The sequence below is a fragment of the Bradyrhizobium sp. WSM3983 genome (assembly GCF_000473045.1).
GTDB lineage: Bacteria > Pseudomonadota > Alphaproteobacteria > Rhizobiales > Xanthobacteraceae > Bradyrhizobium.
Window position 1 is genome coordinate 40,424 of the sequence record NZ_AXAY01000037.1, and the last position, 16,467, is coordinate 56,890.

Genomic DNA, 16,467 nt, shown 5'->3' on the forward strand with positions numbered 1-16,467 from the left:
GCGTCTGGCCGGTTGGGCCAGTCCCCGCCGGTTGATGTAGCACTTTTATGAACGGGAGTCGTCAGGCATCCAGGCGCATGGGTAGTCCGCGCCGGGCCATGTGCTCCTTGGCTTCACGGATGGTGAATTCCCCGAAATGGAAGATCGAGGCGGCCAGCACGGCGGTGGCGCGCCCGTCGCGGATCCCGTCGACGAGGTGATCGAGATTGCCGACGCCGCCCGAGGCGATGACGGGAACGGTAACGCTGTCGGCGATCGCGCGGGTCAGCGGAATGTCAAAGCCCTGCCGCGTGCCGTCGCGGTCCATCGAGGTGAGCAGAATTTCACCAGCACCGAGCGAGACCACTTCCTGGGCATACTCGATCGCGTCGATGCCGGTCGAGTTGCGGCCACCATGGGTAAAGATCTCCCAGCGGTCGCCGCCCGGGCGCTTGACCCGTTTGGCATCGATCGCGACCACCACGCACTGCTCGCCGAATTTTTCGGCGGCTTCCTTGACGAACTCGCGCCGCGACACCGCAGCGCTGTTGATCGAGACCTTGTCCGCGCCGGCGCGCAACAATGTCTTGATGTCGTTGACCTCACGCACGCCGCCGCCGACGGTCACCGGCATGAAGCAGGCCTCGGCCGTGCGCCGGACCACGTCCAGCATGATACCGCGGTTCTCATGGGTCGCGGTGATGTCGAGGAAGGTCAGCTCGTCGGCACCGGCGGCGTCATAGGCGATCGCGGCTTCGACGGGATCGCCGGCATCGCGCAGATCAACGAAGTTGACGCCCTTGACGACGCGGCCGTCTTTCACGTCGAGGCAGGGGATCACGCGCACCTTGAACATGGGTCAGCTCCTGGGCGCGTTGCGGATCAAAGTGAGGGCGGCGGCGGGATCGAGCCGGCCGTCATAGAGCGCGCGGCCAGCGATCGCGCCGGCGAGCTTTTTCGCGCGCGGCGTCAGCATGGCCTTGACGTCATCGATCGAGGCGAGGCCACCGGAAGCGATCACGGGAATCGAGATCGCGTCGGCGAGTGCAATGGTCGCATCGAGGTTGAGGCCCTTGAGCAGGCCGTCGCGCGCGATGTCGGTGAAGATGATGGCGGCAACGCCGGCATCCTCGAAACGCTGCGCGATCTCCAGCACCGTGACCTGCGAGGTCTCGGCCCAGCCTTCGACCGCGACCTTGCCGTCGCGCGCGTCGAGCCCGACCGCGACGCGGCCGGGGAATTTTTTGGCGGCGGCTTTCACCAACTCGGGATCGCGCACCGCAGCCGTGCCGATGATGACGCGGGTGATGCCTTTTTCGAGCCAGGCTTCGACGGTGGCGAGATCGCGAATGCCGCCGCCGAGTTGCACCGGGATCTTGATCGTCTTCAGCATCGCCTCGACCGCCTGCGCATTCACCGGCTTGCCGGCAAACGCACCGTCGAGATCGACGACGTGAAGATATTCAAAGCCCTGCGTGACAAAGCTCTGCGCCTGGGCCGCAGGATCGAGACTGAACACGGTCGCGCGCGCCATATCGCCTTGCTCGAGGCGCACGCACTGGCCGTCCTTGAGGTCGATGGCAGGAAAGAGAATCACGGTTTCCATCGCAAGAAGTTCGAGATCAGGGCCAGGCCAAAACGCTGGCTCTTCTCGGGGTGAAACTGCGTGCCGATGGCGGTGTCCTTCGCGACGATCGCGGTGACAGGCCCGCCGTAATCGGCGCGCGCGAGCACGTCCGCCTCGTTGGCAGCGTTGAGGTGGTAGGAGTGCACGAAATAAGCGTGCTGACCCCCGGGGCCGAGCGGCAGCTTGTTCAGCACCGGATGCTCCTGCAGCACATCGAGCGTATTCCAGCCCATGTGCGGGATCTTCAGGCTTTCGTCGCGCGGCGTGATCTTCTCGACGTCGCCGCCGATCCAGTTCAGGCCCTGCGTAATGACATGCTCCTTGCCGCGGGTGGCAAAGAGCTGCATGCCGACGCAGATGCCGAACATCGGCCGCGCCTTGACGCGCACGGCTTCCGTGATCGCCTCGACCATGCCGTTGACGGCATCGAGCCCGCGCCGGCAATCGGCGAAGGCACCGACGCCCGGCAGCACCAGACGGTCGGCACCATAGGCCTGATCAGGATCGCTGGTGACGAAGACCTTCTCGCCGTTCTCCAGGCTGCGCGCGGCGCGTTCAAACGCCTTGGCGGCGGAATGCAGATTCCCGGAACCGTAATCGATGATGGCGACGCTCATCTTGACCCTCCCGGTTCTGGAAACAATCCAATGATGCCGCCGGCCGGAATCGGCGGCGGGTTGGAAAATTGCTGACCCGGCAAATTGCGGGTCGGCGGCGGCCCGCCGCGATCGACAGCCCATTGATCGTTGACGATGCCGCGCTGCTTCTGGCTCCAGCGCTCGAAGAAACGACGCTCGGCGGTGTCCTCGTCGTCAGCGACGACGACGTCGAGCTGCCGCCATCTGCCGCGCGACAGCGTCCAGCGGCGCAGGCTCGAGGCCTCGAAACCCATCAAAAGCGCGACGATGGTGTTGGCAAAGAAGATCGCGCTGCGACCGACGCCGAGGCTATGCAGCCCGGCATCGAACGCGGCGAGGAAGACGATCCAGCCGATCAGCGCCAGCCAGAGCCTGTTCCAGGCCAACCAGAACGGGCCGAACACCATCGCCCAGAAATGGAAGCCGTCGCGCACGAACACGAATCTGTCGGTCGCGCGCAGATCGGCCCCGCCTGGGGTGGGAGCATGAACTGTGTAGACAGGCATTTTCGATGCCCCGTTCTCGAGAATTCAGTGATGCCGCCGGCAGCGCTTCGCCACCGAGACGGAGATGTCAGCCGCCAAGCGAGCCCTTGGTGGACGGGATTTCGCCCGCCGCCTTGGGATCGATCGCAACCGCGGTGCGCAGCGCCCGCGCCAGGCCCTTGAAGCAGGACTCGGCGATATGGTGGCTGTTATCGCCATATAGGGTCTCGACGTGGAGAGTCACGCCGGCATTCATGGCGAAGGCCTGGAACCACTCGCGCACCAGCTCGGTGTCGAACTCACCGATCTTGTCGCGGGGGAAGTCGGCCTTGAACACCAGGAACGGACGGCCCGAGATGTCGATGACCACGCGCGACAGGGTCTCGTCCATGGGCATGTGCACGCCGGCATAGCGGGTGATGCCCGCCATGTTGCCGAGCGCCTGCCTGACCGCCTGGCCGAGCGCGATGCCGGTGTCTTCGGTGGTGTGGTGATGATCAATGTGCAGGTCGCCAACCGCCTTGACCGTCAGGTCGATGCGGGAATGGCGGGCGAGGAGATCGAGCATATGGTCGAAAAAGCCGATGCCGGTCGCGATATCGGCCACGCCGGTGCCGTCGAGGTTCACGGTGACCTCGATGTCGGTTTCCTTGGTCTTGCGCTTGATCGTCGCGGTGCGCATTGAAAGCTGGTTTCCATCCTGGCTTGAGGGCCGAAAACGGCGGTCTTTTAACAGCCAAATGACACCTTCGCTACTGCGGGAACGGCTGGCCGGGCCTCTACTTCCGCCTATGGTGAGCGAATTTGAGGCCGGAACGGCCCGTTGTGCCCTTGGCCCTGACCGCCTAAATCAGGCCGGACAAAGAGGTACTTCATGCAGGACTCCCAGAACAGCTCGCCGGTCTGGCACGGCACCACGATTTTGACGGTCCGCAAGGGCGGCAAGGTGGTGGTCGGCGGCGATGGCCAGGTCTCGATCGGCCAGACCGTGATCAAGTCCAACGCCAAAAAGGTCCGGAAACTCGGCAAGGGCGACGTGATCGGCGGGTTTGCCGGCGCCACGGCCGACGCCTTCACGCTCTTTGAGCGGCTGGAATCCAAGCTCGAGCAATATCCGGGGCAATTGACCCGGGCTGCCGTGGAACTCGCCAAGGACTGGCGCACCGACCGCTACCTCCGCCGGCTGGAGGCCATGATGATCGTGGCCGACAAGGACGTCTCCCTGGTGCTGACAGGCACCGGCGACGTGCTCGAGCCCGAGGCCGGCGTCATGGCGATCGGTTCCGGCGGCAATTACGCGCTGGCCGCGGCCCGTGCCCTGATCGACACCGACAAGGACGCCGAGACCATCGTCCGCCGCTCGCTCGACATTGCCGCCGACATCTGCGTCTACACCAACCGCAACGTCACCATCGAAGCGCTGACCGCCGGCTGAGCGGATGGCATTGGCCCGCAGCACGAGCCCGACCCAACCCGCGTTTCCGCCGCTCGCCTGGGTCGGCATCGCGCTCTTGCTGCTGGCGCTGCAGGCCTCGATCCTGTTCGCGATGGGACGGGTGCCGATCTGCACCTGCGGATACGTCAAGCTCTGGCATGGCGTGGTGAACAGCTCGGAGAATTCCCAGCACATCGCCGACTGGTACAGTTTTTCGCACGTGCTGCACGGCTTGCTGTTCTACGGACTGACGTGGCTGTTGTTCTCGCGACGCCTGTCCTTTCTTAAGCTTTCCTGGCCCGCGCGGCTGATCATCGCGATGCTGATCGAGGGCGCCTGGGAGATCGTCGAGAATTCACCCGTCATCATCGAGCGCTACCGCGCCGGCACGATCTCGCTGGATTATTACGGCGACAGCATCGTCAACTCGGTCTCGGACACGTTGTTCATGATGCTGGGGTTCCTCACCGCGCGCGTGCTGCCTGTCACGGCGACCGTCGTCCTCGGACTCGCCTTCGAGATCATGCTGGCGCTGCACATTCGCGACAATCTGACGCTCAACATCCTGATGCTCATCCATCCGATCGAGGCCGTGAAGCAATGGCAATCCGGCCCGCCGATCATTTGACGGTCAAAAAAGCGGCTTGTCCCCGCCGGCTTCTAATCCTAGCTAAGGTCCCATGACAGACTTTTCTCCCCGCGAAATCGTTTCCGAACTCGACCGTTTCATCGTCGGCCAGGCCGACGCCAAGCGCGCCGTCTCGATCGCGCTGCGCAACCGCTGGCGCCGGCAGCAGCTCGAAGGCTCCTTGCGCGAGGAAGTGCTGCCGAAGAACATCCTGATGATCGGGCCCACCGGCGTCGGCAAGACGGAGATCGCGCGGCGACTGGCAAAATTGGCCAATGCACCATTCCTGAAGGTCGAGGCCACGAAGTTCACCGAAGTCGGCTATGTCGGCCGCGACGTCGAGCAGATCGTGCGCGACCTCGTCGAGGTCGCGATTGCCCAGGTGCGCGAGCGCAAGCGCAAGGACGTGCAGGCGCGCGCGCAGCTCGCCGCCGAGGAACGCGTGCTCGATGCGCTCGTGGGCGCCAATGCCAGCGCCCCAACCCGCGAATCCTTCCGCAAGAAGCTGCGCGCCGGCGAGCTCAACGACAAGGAAATCGAGATCGAGACCCAGTCGTCCGGCGGCGGCATGCCCATGTTCGAGATCCCGGGCATGCCGGGCGCGCAGATGGGCGCGATCTCGATCGGCGACATCTTCGGCAAGCTTGGCGGAGGCCGCAAGACGCGGCGGCTGACGGTCGAAGGCTCGCACGAGCTTCTCGTCAACGAGGAATCCGACAAGCTGCTGGACACCGATCAGCTGACGCTGGAGGCGATCAGTGCGGTCGAGAACAACGGCATCGTGTTCCTCGACGAGATCGACAAGATCTGTGCCCGCGAAGGCCGCGTCGGCGGCGACGTCTCGCGCGAAGGCGTGCAGCGCGATTTGCTGCCGCTGATCGAGGGCACCACGGTCTCGACCAAGCACGGCGCGGTCAAGACCGACCACATCCTGTTCATTGCCTCCGGCGCCTTCCACGTCGCCAAGCCATCCGACCTGCTGCCGGAGTTGCAGGGCCGCCTGCCGATCCGCGTCGAGCTGCAGGCGCTGACCCGGGACGATATGCGCCGCATCCTCACCGAGCCCGAGGCCTCGCTGATCAAGCAATATGTCGCGCTGATGCAGACCGAAGGCGTCACGCTCGACATCACCGACAGCGCCATCGATGCGCTCGCCGACGTCGCGGTCGCCGTCAATTCCACCGTCGAGAACATCGGCGCCCGGCGGCTCCAGACCGTGATGGAGCGGGTGCTGGACGAGATCTCCTTCACAGCCCCCGACCGCAACGGCGAGACCGTCCGGATCGATGCTGATTTCGTGCAGAAGCACGTCGGCGACCTCGCCAAGAACGCCGATCTGAGCCGGTTTATTTTGTAATTCCGGGCTGCCGCGCTATGGATGCGGCGTGACCGCGCGCATCCTGCAAAACCCCTGGCGATTTCTGCTCGCGATCAACGCCGCGGTCATCGTCGGCGTGTTCGTTCACAAGATCCAGCTGCCGCCTTACGTCCCCTACGTCCATCTCCTCGTCGACTATCATTTCGGCTTCATCAAGCGTGCGCTGATCGGGGCGATCGTCGCGCTGTTCACGGCCAAGGTGCCGGTCTGGCTGGTGTTCGTGCTCGGTGGGGCGACGTGGCTGGTGACGCTCGGGCTCTACGCAAAACTGTTTCAGAGGACATTCGGCTTCACCGCGAAGACGCTGCCGCTGTTCGTCTTCATCGCGGGCTCGCCGTTCTTCCTGAAAAACTTCATGCACACGCTCGGCCATTTCGACATCTATGGCTGCGCGCTGGCGCTCATCCTGCTGCTGATGCCGGCCGGCTCGTTGCTATTCGTGGCGACGGCCGCGCTGTTCGCGATCACTCTCGTCCTGATCCACCACATCCATCTCCTGATGTATGTGCCGACCATCATCACCATCGTCGTGACCAGGCACTATCTCGCTCACGGCATCGCCCGGACGAACGTCGCGTTCGGTCTGGCCGCGCTGCTTTCCGTGAGCATCCTGTTCTTCGCAGCCCAATTCCTGGGAACGATGCCGATCCCGGAGGCGGATTTCGTCGCGTATCTGAAGACCCGGATGGCCGATCCCTCGCGCACGGATCTGCTGCAATTCAGCTACATCTGGTATCAGCCGCTGGCGAAGGAGATCTCGGACACCTGGGGCCGCTTGCCGCACAACATCCTTGGCGTGCCCGTCTTCGCCCTGCTGATCTGGCTGCACACGCCGCTGTGGCGCTATTTTGCGAAGCTGATCGGCTCCCTCGCGAACGAGACGCACCGCCGGCTCGTGATCGCGGCGCTGATCGGCGTCAGCTTTGCTTATCTCGTGATGTTCGCGATGGTGTTCGACTATTCGCGCTGGATCTCGAACTGGGCGGTCTGCATGTTCTTGATCCTGCATGCGGTAAAGATGCTGCCAGCCTCGCAGGAGACGCCGTTGATCCCGGCCGCGGACCAGAAGACCAACATCTTCGGCCTGATCGTCACCCTGATCCCACGCGTCGGAATCGTCCGGCCGTTCTGAGACGATTCAGTCCAACTACGAAGACGGTGAGCTCCCTCTCCCGCTTGCGGGAGAGGGTTGGGGAGAGGGCTTTCTCCGCGATCGAGAACCCCCAAGAGGATAGAACCCTCACCCGCCGCGCTTCGCGCGACGACCTCTCCCGCAAGCGGGAGAGGCAAGAGGAGCCCGGGGCTAGCTTGATCCCTAAAACCTCGCGCGCCTGATCCGCACGTAAAGCGCGCCCTCGCCGCCATGGCTGATAGCGGCCTCCTCGAACCCGACCACGAAGGCGCGGAATTCCGGCAGGCTCAGCCATTCCGGCACCTGCCGGCGGAGCACGCCGCTTTCGCCACCACTGCGGCCCTTGCCGGTGATGACCAGCACAAAGGTCAGGCCATCGTGATGGGCGCGGTGCAGGAAACTGGTCAAGGCACGGTGGGCGCGCGTCTGGGTCATGCCGTGCAGATCAAGCCGCGCCTCGATCTCGCTGCGGCCACGCGACAGCTTTGTGCGCTCGCGCTTGCCGAGCGGGGCGAGCGGCGGTATCGCCGGCTTGGATGGACGCGGGGTTGGCGCTTGAGCCAACGGCCGCGGCGACGGCGCGGGCTTTGCGGCCGGCGCGACCGGCGACGGCTCAGCGCGCGGCGTGGTGTGCACCTTCGTCGCCCTTTGCTTTCGCAGCGGCTTGACCTGTTTCGCAACGAGCTCCCACAGCTCGCGATCTTCCTCGCTGAGCACGCGACGGCGCGGCGAGGGACGCGGATCCAGCACGGGCGGACGGGACGATCGCTTCATTGCTGGTGGGGACGACTTTTCATGTGCCTGCGCGGTTCGCGGACAGGTTCTATCACAGGACGCGGCGCCGGCAGCGGCACCGGGCCGGCAATTGCAACCGTCTCGCCCTTCGCCGGACCCTTGAGATCGGTCTGCGGAAACAGCTTTGCGATTCTCCCCGACGGCCGCGGATCCGGCACCGGCAGCCGCGCGGCGCGCACGGCGGGATCGAGGCTCTTCGGCACCAGCATCACGAAATGCATGGGGTGCCGCAGCCGGCCCGAGACGCGGCCGGCGTCAGCCCCCGCGCCAAAATAGAGATCGGCGCGCGCGGGGCCGATAATGGCCGAGCCGGTGTCCTGCGCGATCATCAGGCGATGGAACGAGGTCTTGGCGCGGTCGGATTCGATCGGCAGCTCGCCCTCGATGAAGAACGGCGTACCGTAGACATGGAGCGATTTGTCGACCGCGATCGAACGGCCCGCGGTCAGCGGGATGCCCTGCGCACCAACCGCCTCGTCCTTGTCGGACAGATTGACCTCACGGAAGAAGATGTAGGAGCGGTTCTGGCGCCGCAGCTCCTTGGCGCCGTCGGGGTTCTGCGCCATCCACTCCCTGATCTTCTGCATCGACATCTCTTCCTTCGGAATGATGCCGCGCTCGATCAGGACGCGCCCGACGGCGGTGTAGGGATAGCCGTTATACGAATCGTAGTTGAGCCGGAGGGTGGCGCCATCATCGAACTTGATCCGCGCCGAGCCCTGGATCTGGGCGAACAGAAGATCGGTCGGGTCCTTCAGCCAGGCGATCTCCAGCCCGCGGCCGGCGATCTTGCCGTCCTCGATCTCGCCGCGGTCGTAATAGGGCACGAGCTTGCGGCGGCCGATCTTGCGGTAGACCGCGCCTTTGTTGGGCAGGCTGACTGAGGCCTGATTGTAGCCGCGGACGAACAGGTTCGAGGGCCGGCGATAGACCGGGACATTGTAGACGTCGGTCTGCGTGCGTGATCCCTCCAGCACCGGCTCGTAATAGCCGGTGACGAAACCGTCGGGCTCGCCGAGACGCGAGATGCGCAGCGGCGAAAAATTCTCCTCGAAGAAGGTCTTTGCTTTCGCGTCGTCGGCGAGGTCGAGCGATTTGGCGGCGCGGCAGGGTTCACTCAATGAGCCGCCCAGCGCTTTCGGCTCGGGAGCACCGGTCTGCGCGTTGATCGACCGGCAGCTTGCGCGAAAGGTTTTGTAGGCAGTGAGATGATCGTCATCGCCCCAGCCCTTCACGTCCGCCCAGGCCAGCGGCAGATATTGTGCGCCGGGAATTTCAAATGGAAGAGGGAGCTGCGGATAGGGCAAGGCCCGCGGAGGAATCGCAGCCACTTCGGGAGGATGATGGTAATGGCTGCGGTAGTGGCGCCGCGCAGCCTCGGCGCCGAGCGAAAACGAAGCCAGCACGACGATACCAGCGCAAAGCGCCGTCGCGCTGTTCCTCAGGAAACTCCTAATTCGCGCTTCCGGTGCCAACCAGCTTCCAGTTCGGATCGCGAGAGGTGATATCGCGGGCGAAAGTCCAGATGTCGGTAATGTCGGCGACCGTGTCGGCGCTGCCGTCGACGATGTTACCAGCCCTGTCGCGGGTGGCCGAGATCATCTGCGAGACGAAGCGAATCGTGAGCTGTGCCGTGCGATCGCGCAGCTCGGCGCCGACCAGCTCGGCCTTGTCGATCGAGACGAAACGCGTCTCGGTCTTCTGCTCGTTCTTCTCGCGGTCCTTGATGGCGGCATCGAAGCTTTCATAGACCTCGGACGACAGCAGGTCGCGCAGCGCGCGGCGATCGCCATTGGCGAAGGCCAGCACGATCATCTCATAGGCGCCGCGGGCGCCCGAGATGAAATGGCGTGGGTCGAAGGTGGAATCCTTATCGACGATCGCGTCGAGACCCAGGGCGAGCGCAGTGCCGGGCTCAGTCAGGCCCTTCCAGCGGTCGGAAGGCGGGGCAGGCTCGGCCGTCGGCGCCAGCGGCGCCTGGTCGATCACCTTGCCCGGCATGGTCACGACGTTCTTGTCCGGGGCACCCCCGAGCGCATTGCGAGCCGTGCGGTCGAACGGCGGCCGCTCATTGCCGGTCCGCTGCCCCAGCACGCTGCGCAGCCGCAGGAAAATAAAGACCGCCAGCGCAAGGAAGATGATGGTGTAGATGTCCACGTCGTATCGCTTTCTGGTCTTTACTCAGGTCTTCTTTGGGGTCGCTGCCGGGAAAATCAATCCGGCCAGTAGACCGTTCCATACCGGAACGGCAAGACTACATCACCATTTTAGGCCCGCGCGTCTCGTCCGCCGGATGTAGGCACGAAATCTGGCCCGGCCAATGGCGCCTTTTGGCACAGCGGGAAGTGTAGCGCGTTTTATGCTTAAGGGGAAACCCGATCGTGGGTGGAAATCGCGCATCTTCAAGCGTTTAACGTGCGATTTCGTGTCCGGGGCGGGTGGAACGTCACAGTTGTGGGCGCGGCCCGGATCGACCCTCCGGAGCCGTTCGTCCTTGTGGAATGAGGCGGCCCTATGTTAGCCAACCGCCGCGAAATTCAGCCCCAATCGGGTAAGGAGACACTTCGATGACCAACGGTAACGGCACCCCTCCCGAGGCGGCCCAGGCTCCCCAGCTCAACGTGCTGGCGCAATATACCAAGGATCTCTCGTTCGAGAATCCGAACGCACCGACCTCGCTCCAGCCACAGAGCCAGCAGCCCCAGATCAACATCCAGATCAATGTCAGCGCCAACAACCTCAGCGAAGCCGAGTTCGAGGTGACGCTGTCGGTCGAGGGCAAGGCCGAGAACGCGGGCAAGGTGATGTTCTCGTTCGAGCTCGCCTATGCCGGCGTGTTCCGGATCGTCAACGTGCCGAAGGAGAACCTGCATCCGCTGGTCATGATCGAATGCCCGCGCCTGCTGTTCCCGTTCGCCCGCGAAATCATCGCGACCGCCGTGCGCGACGGCGGGTTCCCGCCGCTGATGCTGGACCCGGTCGATTTCGTCGGCCTCTATCGCCAGAACATGGAGCGGCAAATGGCCGCCGGTGGTCAGGCAGGCCAAGCCTAGCTGATAGGCCTAACCAGCCGGATTGACGGCAACTGGAACGGGCAAAAACTCGTTCCAGATCGCCTTATCCCCGAGCGTTGCAATGAAAGCCAGGTGCGCCTCGCGCTCGGCGTCTGACACCCGCGGCGCGAGCGGCACAGTCCGCTGCCGCCGCGGCGCATCGCCGGCGGCATTGACGCGAATGTCCCGGGCGTCCGAAGCCAGCAACAGCTGCGATTGCCGCGCCCCGACCAGATCGACATAGACTTCTGCGAGCAGTTCGGAATCGAGCAGCGCGCCGTGCTTGGTGCGGTGTGAATTGTCGATTGAATAGCGCGAGCAGAGATCGTCGAGCCGGTTCGACACGCCCGGATGCTTGCGCCGCGCCAACAGCAGCGTATCGACCAGCCGCTCGCGCGGGATCGCAGCACGCTTGATCCGGTCGAGCTCGGCATTGATGAAGCTGATGTCGAACGAGGCGTTGTGGATCACCAGCGGCGCATCGCCGATGAACTCGAGAAACGCGTCGACCACCTCGTGGAACAGCGGCTTCGTCGAGAGAAACTCGGCCGACAGCCCGTGCACGGCGAAAGCTTCCGCCGGCATGTCCCTCTCAGGATTGATATAGACGTGGTACGTCTGCCCCGTCGGCATGCGGTTGAAGATCTCGACGCAGCCGATTTCGACCAGGCGGTCACCGCGCAAGGGATCAAGGCCGGTGGTTTCGGTATCGAGAACGATTTCACGCATGATTTGAAGTGCCGTGTGGGACGGCGAATCAGGCTCGCCGCTGCGGCATCTTAACGACCTCGGCCAGGATGTGCGTGATTTGCGCCCGCACCGGCTCAAGTCCGTGTGACGTATCCACCACGAAATCAGCCCGCTTGCGCTTTTCGGCGTCGGGCATCTGCTTGGCGATGATGGCGTCGAGTTTTGCTTCGTCCATGGTTCCCCGCGCCAGCACACGCTCGCGCTGCAGTTCCAGCGAGGTCGAGACCACAACCACGGCGTCGACCCGCTTCTCGCCGCCAGTTTCGAACAACAGGGGAATATCCAGGACCACGACCGGTGCCTTGGCGGCTTCGGCATCGGCAAGGAATTTTTGCCGGGAGGCGCCGAGCATGGGATGGACGATCTGCTCGAGCTGCTTGATCGCGGCGGGATCGTGCACCACGCGCGCAGACAGTTTGGCACGATCGACCTTGCCGTTTGCGGTGGTGCCGGGGAAGGCGGCCTCGATCGCGGGCGCGGCCTCACCTTCGTAGAGCTGATGGACGGCGGCATCGGCGTCGTAGACGGGCACGCCGGCCTCCGCGAACAATCTTGCGGTGGTGGATTTGCCCATCCCGATCGAGCCGGTCAGTCCGAGAATCCGCATCAGCGCAAAACCATCCCTGTCAGTCACACCGCAACTAGCCGCTCGCGCCGCAGGAACGCAAGCAACGGCAGCAGCGGCAGGCCGAGAATGGTGAAATGGTCGCCCTCGATGCGCTCGAACAGATGGATGCCGAGGCCTTCGAGCTGATAGGCGCCGACGCTCGTGGCGACAGCGTCGCCGGCGGCGTCGAGATAGGCGGAAAGCTCGGCCTCGGACATCTGCCGCATGGTCATGCGCGCGACCGACACATCCTCGAAGATAATCTTGCCGTCATGCGCCACCGCGACGGCCGAATTCAGCTCGTGGCTACGGCCGGCGAGATCACGCAACTGCGCCAGCGCCTGTGTGCGGCCGGCGGGCTTGTTGAAGAGACGGTCGCCGAGGGCCAGCGTCTGGTCGGCGCCGATCACATAGCTTCCGGGACGATGGGCCGAGACCGCCTTGGCCTTCTCGCGCGCCAGCAGCAGGCCGATCTCGCGCGGGTTCGAAAGTTTTGAAGCAGCCTGAATGCCTCGCTCGTCGATGTCGGCCGTGACGGCCTCGAATTCGAGCCCGGCGTTCGCCAGCAGCATTTTGCGCGCGCCGCTCTGCGAGGCCAGGATCAACGGAGATTTGCCGCGCCACAGGCTCATCGCGAAAACTATTCCGAGGGCCGGTTGCGCTGGCGATCGCTGTAGAGCTTCATGATCGCGGCCGCGGTTTCCTCGATCGAGCGCCGCGTGACGTCCAGCAGCGGCCAGTCGTGCTTGGCGCTCAGCTTGCGCGCAAATGCGACCTCCTCGGTCACCGACTGCCTGTCGGTATAGGTGTCGCTGCCTGATTCGGCGCCCATGGAGAGCAGGCGATTCTGGCGGATCTGGATCAAACGCTCCGGCGTCGCGTGCAGGCTGACAACCAACGGCCGCGTCAGCGTCTCCAATTGTGCCGGCACGGGAATGCCCGGCACCAGCGGCACGTTGGCGGTACGGATGCCGCGATTGGCCAGATAGATCGACGTCGGCGTCTTCGAGGTGCGGGACACGCCGACCAGGACGACGTCGGCTTCCTCGAGCCCATCAACATGCTGGCCGTCGTCATGGATCATCGTGTAGTTCAGCGCGTCGATACGCTTGAAATATTCCGCGTTGAGTACGTGCTGCGCCCCGACGCGACCTGTGGTCGCAGCGCCGAGATAAGCTTCGAACAGCTGCATGACCGGGCCGATGATCGAGAGGCTCGGCACGTTGATATTCTTGCACTTGTCCTCGAGCCTGGAGACCAGATCCTTCTCCAGCAGCGTGAACAGCACGATGCCCGGCGCTTCCTCGATCTCGTCGAGCACGCGATCGAGCTGCTTCTGGCTGCGCACCAGCGGATAGACATGCTCGACCGGGGTGACTTTCGCGTACTGCGCGGCAACGGCGCGCGCGACCGTGATCAGGGTCTCGCCGGTCGAGTCGGAGACGAGGTGCAGATGGAAATAATTGTTCGAGGTCGGCACAAAAACTCTTTGTATGGGGGCGGTGTGCTTTGTGGATTTCTGTGGACCTTAACCGCTCGGAAAGGGTTGCGCGACACCAGGGGCGGGACAAGTGCCAATTTTCTTCACACCACTGCCCATCGGAACAAGTCCGGCGCCCTGCCGAGCGGAAAACGGGATTGCGCGGACAACCCCCTTGATAAGCTGCCGACAGAAACGCGCAAGTCTTTGAAGCTGGCTGGCTTATCGGAAGCCGCCAGAGCGGTCAGGGATATGTTGATGGATGTGAACAAGCACGCGTGAACTTACGGACGGAATTGTGTGAGTCCAATCCACGGTCACATAGACTCAAACCTTAAGAATCTAAGATTCTTAGATTTAAGAGGAGCGCTACGGACGGATATGTGTGCAGGTAAGACCTTAACGAGTTCTTACTATCCCCAGCGTTCCCTGAGCGGGCGAAGCCGGATGCAAAACATGTTTGAAGACGTCTACCTCTGGATCAAGGCGCTGCACGTGATTGCGGTCATCGCCTGGATGGCCGGCATGCTCTATCTGCCGCGGTTGTTCGTTTATCACTGCGAGGCCGAGATCGGCTCGAAGCAGTCCGAAACCTTCAAGGTCATGGAACGCCGCCTGCTCAAGGCGATCATCAACCCCGCCATGATCGTCACCTGGCTCGCCGGCCTCTACCTTGCCTGGGCCGGCCATTGGTTCACGTTCGGCTGGCTGCACGTAAAACTGGCACTGGTCCTGGCGATGTCTGCGGTCCACGGCTTTTTTTCCCGCTGGCTTAAGGATTTCGCCGCCGACAGGCGCCCGCACAATCAGAAATTCTTTCGGATTATCAATGAGGTGCCGACCGTCCTGATGATCATCATCGTGATCATGGTGATCGTGAAGCCGTTCTAGGCAGGAAACGTGAACGATCGCTCAGCGCTTCGGCTTGCGGAGTGGGAAGCGATTTTCTATATTAGCGATATCCCACCCAACGCAGGCGGATGTGGTTGTGTCTGAGCTTTTTTAAAGGCCGGACACCGCATCAGGTTTGAAGCCTCCACCGGCGCTCACCTTGCCAGACCTGCGGACCTTACCTTCTCGCGTCCGCATTTCAGAGCCTCCTCGCACCCCCTCCCAAGGTTACCCCACAGGACCACCCCAATGCGGGAAATTAAACTCCAGGACCTCAAGTCGAAGACGCCGGCCGAGCTCGTCTCGTTCGCGGAAGAGAACGGGGTCGAGAATGCCAGCACCATGCGCAAGCAGGAGCTGCTATTTGCCATCCTCAAGCAGCTTGCGCTCGCGGAAACCGACATCGTCGGCGAGGGCGTCGTCGAAGTGCTCTCCGACGGTTTCGGCTTCCTCCGCTCACCCGATGCCAATTATCTGCCGGGCCCTGATGACATCTACGTTTCGCCCTCGCAGATCCGCCGTTTCGGCCTGCGTACCGGCGACACCATCGAAGGCCACATTCGCAGCCCGAAAGAGGGCGAACGCTATTTTGCGCTGCTGAAGGTCAACACGCTCAATTTCGAGGACCCGGAAAAGGCTAAGCACAAGGTCAATTTCGACAACCTCACGCCGCTGTTTCCGAATCAGCGCTTCCGCATGGAAATCGACGATCCGACGCGGAAAGACCTTTCTGCAAGGGTGATCGACATCGTTGCGCCGATCGGCAAGGGCCAGCGCGCGCTGATCGTCGCGCCGCCGCGCACCGGTAAAACCGTGCTGATGCAGAACATCGCGCACTCGATCACGCACAACCATCCCGAATGCTATCTGATCGTGCTTCTGATCGACGAGCGTCCGGAAGAAGTCACGGACATGCAGCGCTCGGTGAAGGGCGAGGTCGTGTCGTCGACCTTCGACGAGCCGGCGGTGCGTCACGTCCAGGTCGCCGAGATGGTGATCGAGAAAGCCAAACGTCTCGTCGAGCACGGCCGCGACGTCGTCATCCTGCTCGATTCGATCACGCGTCTGGGCCGCGCCTACAACACCGTCGTGCCGTCATCGGGCAAGGTGCTGACCGGCGGTGTCGACGCCAACGCGCTGCAGCGCCCGAAGCGGTTCTTCGGCGCCGCCCGCAACATCGAGGAGGGCGGCTCGCTGACCATCATCGCGACCGCGCTGGTCGACACAGGCAGCCGCATGGACGAAGTCATCTTCGAAGAGTTCAAGGGTACCGGTAACTCGGAACTGATCCTCGACCGCAAGGTCTCGGACAAGCGCACCTTCCCGGCCATCGACATCTCGCGCTCCGGCACCCGCAAGGAGGAGCTCATCACCGACAATCAGGTGCTGAAGAAGATGTACGTGCTCCGCCGCATCCTGAACCCGATGGGCACCATGGACGCGATCGACTTCCTGCTCGACAAGCTGCGCTCGACCAAGAGCAATTCGGAGTTCTTCGACTCCATGAACACCTGAGTCAGGGTACAGCAAGACATCAGAGGGCGCCTTCGGGCGCCCTTTTTGTTGTGTGCGGCTTTGCTGCGGGGAAG

General features: G+C 63.4%; 19 protein-coding genes. 7 read left to right on the forward strand and 12 right to left on the reverse strand.

Translation table 11 applies throughout. The features are described from left to right. Positions 1 to 61: 61 nt before the first annotated feature. The 5 genes from hisF to hisB all read right to left on the reverse strand — a co-directional run bounded on the left by hisF (position 62) and on the right by hisB (position 3,411). On the reverse strand, positions 62 to 835 hold the full coding sequence (hisF, locus tag YUA_RS0135825; protein WP_027534988.1) for an imidazole glycerol phosphate synthase subunit HisF: 774 nt from the start codon (positions 833 to 835) through the stop codon (positions 62 to 64). Between the two features lie 3 nt (positions 836 to 838). Further along, on the reverse strand, positions 839 to 1,585 hold the full coding sequence (gene hisA / locus YUA_RS0135830) for a 1-(5-phosphoribosyl)-5-[(5-phosphoribosylamino)methylideneamino]imidazole-4-carboxamide isomerase (protein ID WP_198029567.1): 747 nt from the start codon (positions 1,583 to 1,585) through the stop codon (positions 839 to 841). Beyond that, entirely contained in the window at positions 1,573 to 2,223 is a 651-nt protein-coding gene (hisH, locus tag YUA_RS0135835) for an imidazole glycerol phosphate synthase subunit HisH (protein WP_027534990.1), read from the reverse strand. The genes hisA and hisH overlap by 13 nt, the downstream gene beginning before the upstream one ends. Then, positions 2,220 to 2,750 (reverse strand): DUF2628 domain-containing protein, encoded by a 531-nt coding sequence (locus tag YUA_RS0135840; protein ID WP_027534991.1) that lies wholly within the window; start codon positions 2,748 to 2,750, stop codon positions 2,220 to 2,222. The genes hisH and YUA_RS0135840 overlap by 4 nt, the downstream gene beginning before the upstream one ends. 67 nt (positions 2,751 to 2,817) lie before the next feature. After that, positions 2,818 to 3,411, reverse strand: coding sequence for an imidazoleglycerol-phosphate dehydratase HisB (gene hisB, locus YUA_RS0135845; protein ID WP_027534992.1), 594 nt, complete (start codon positions 3,409 to 3,411; stop codon positions 2,818 to 2,820). A gap of 192 nt (positions 3,412 to 3,603) precedes the next feature. On the opposite strand from hisB, the gene hslV reads away from it, so the two are divergent. Genes hslV through YUA_RS0135865 form a run of 4 tightly spaced genes read left to right on the forward strand, consistent with a single transcriptional unit; the run spans position 3,604 to position 7,302 of the window. Then, on the forward strand, positions 3,604 to 4,164 hold the full coding sequence (gene hslV, locus YUA_RS0135850) for an ATP-dependent protease subunit HslV (RefSeq protein WP_027534993.1): 561 nt from the start codon (positions 3,604 to 3,606) through the stop codon (positions 4,162 to 4,164). 4 nt (positions 4,165 to 4,168) lie between these two features. Next, a complete protein-coding gene (locus YUA_RS0135855; RefSeq protein ID WP_027534994.1) occupies positions 4,169 to 4,792 on the forward strand; it encodes a DUF2585 domain-containing protein in 624 nt (207 codons plus the stop codon). 52 nt (positions 4,793 to 4,844) lie between these two features. Continuing rightward, complete coding sequence (gene hslU, locus YUA_RS0135860) at positions 4,845 to 6,149, forward strand: ATP-dependent protease ATPase subunit HslU (RefSeq protein WP_027534995.1); 1,305 nt, start codon at positions 4,845 to 4,847, stop codon at positions 6,147 to 6,149. A 28-nt stretch (positions 6,150 to 6,177) separates the two neighbouring features. Beyond that, positions 6,178 to 7,302, forward strand: coding sequence for a hypothetical protein (locus YUA_RS0135865; RefSeq protein ID WP_027534996.1), 1,125 nt, complete (start codon positions 6,178 to 6,180; stop codon positions 7,300 to 7,302). Between the two features lie 183 nt (positions 7,303 to 7,485). On the opposite strand, the gene YUA_RS0135875 is transcribed toward YUA_RS0135865, so the two are convergent. Genes YUA_RS0135875 through YUA_RS0135885 form a run of 3 tightly spaced genes read right to left on the reverse strand, consistent with a single transcriptional unit; the run spans position 7,486 to position 10,254 of the window. Next, positions 7,486 to 8,076 carry a Smr/MutS family protein gene (locus YUA_RS0135875; RefSeq protein ID WP_027534997.1) on the reverse strand — a complete coding sequence of 197 codons (591 nt, stop codon included), beginning with the start codon at positions 8,074 to 8,076 and terminating at the stop codon, positions 7,486 to 7,488. Continuing rightward, positions 8,073 to 9,572: a murein transglycosylase A gene (locus YUA_RS0135880; protein WP_027534998.1), complete on the reverse strand. Its 1,500-nt coding sequence runs from the start codon at positions 9,570 to 9,572 to the stop codon at positions 8,073 to 8,075. Before YUA_RS0135880 ends, YUA_RS0135875 begins: the two co-directional genes overlap by 4 nt. Further along, positions 9,550 to 10,254, reverse strand: a complete 705-nt coding sequence (locus YUA_RS0135885; RefSeq protein WP_027534999.1) for a Tim44/TimA family putative adaptor protein — start codon at positions 10,252 to 10,254, stop codon at positions 9,550 to 9,552. Before YUA_RS0135885 ends, YUA_RS0135880 begins: the two co-directional genes overlap by 23 nt. Before the next feature lie 410 nt (positions 10,255 to 10,664). On the opposite strand from YUA_RS0135885, the gene secB reads away from it, so the two are divergent. After that, positions 10,665 to 11,150 (forward strand): protein-export chaperone SecB, encoded by a 486-nt coding sequence (secB, locus tag YUA_RS0135890; RefSeq protein ID WP_027535000.1) that lies wholly within the window; start codon positions 10,665 to 10,667, stop codon positions 11,148 to 11,150. A gap of 9 nt (positions 11,151 to 11,159) precedes the next feature. On the opposite strand, the gene dnaQ is transcribed toward secB, so the two are convergent. Genes dnaQ through YUA_RS0135910 form a run of 4 tightly spaced genes read right to left on the reverse strand, consistent with a single transcriptional unit; the run spans position 11,160 to position 13,987 of the window. Continuing rightward, a complete protein-coding gene (dnaQ, locus tag YUA_RS0135895) occupies positions 11,160 to 11,879 on the reverse strand; it encodes a DNA polymerase III subunit epsilon (RefSeq protein WP_027535001.1) in 720 nt (239 codons plus the stop codon). Positions 11,880 to 11,907: 28 nt separating this feature from the next. Further along, a complete protein-coding gene (gene coaE, locus YUA_RS0135900) occupies positions 11,908 to 12,507 on the reverse strand; it encodes a dephospho-CoA kinase (protein ID WP_027535002.1) in 600 nt (199 codons plus the stop codon). A 23-nt stretch (positions 12,508 to 12,530) separates the two neighbouring features. Continuing rightward, entirely contained in the window at positions 12,531 to 13,139 is a 609-nt protein-coding gene (locus YUA_RS0135905; protein WP_027535003.1) for a Maf family nucleotide pyrophosphatase, read from the reverse strand. Between the two features lie 8 nt (positions 13,140 to 13,147). Then, positions 13,148 to 13,987 (reverse strand): pyruvate, water dikinase regulatory protein, encoded by an 840-nt coding sequence (locus YUA_RS0135910; protein ID WP_027535004.1) that lies wholly within the window; start codon positions 13,985 to 13,987, stop codon positions 13,148 to 13,150. 456 nt (positions 13,988 to 14,443) lie between these two features. Here YUA_RS0135910 and hemJ point away from each other — a divergent pair, with 456 nt between their 5' ends. Beyond that, positions 14,444 to 14,878, forward strand: a complete 435-nt coding sequence (gene hemJ, locus YUA_RS0135920) for a protoporphyrinogen oxidase HemJ (protein WP_027535006.1) — start codon at positions 14,444 to 14,446, stop codon at positions 14,876 to 14,878. Between the two features lie 249 nt (positions 14,879 to 15,127). Continuing rightward, positions 15,128 to 16,393 (forward strand): transcription termination factor Rho, encoded by a 1,266-nt coding sequence (gene rho, locus YUA_RS0135925; RefSeq protein WP_027535007.1) that lies wholly within the window; start codon positions 15,128 to 15,130, stop codon positions 16,391 to 16,393. Positions 16,394 to 16,467 lie beyond the last annotated feature (74 nt).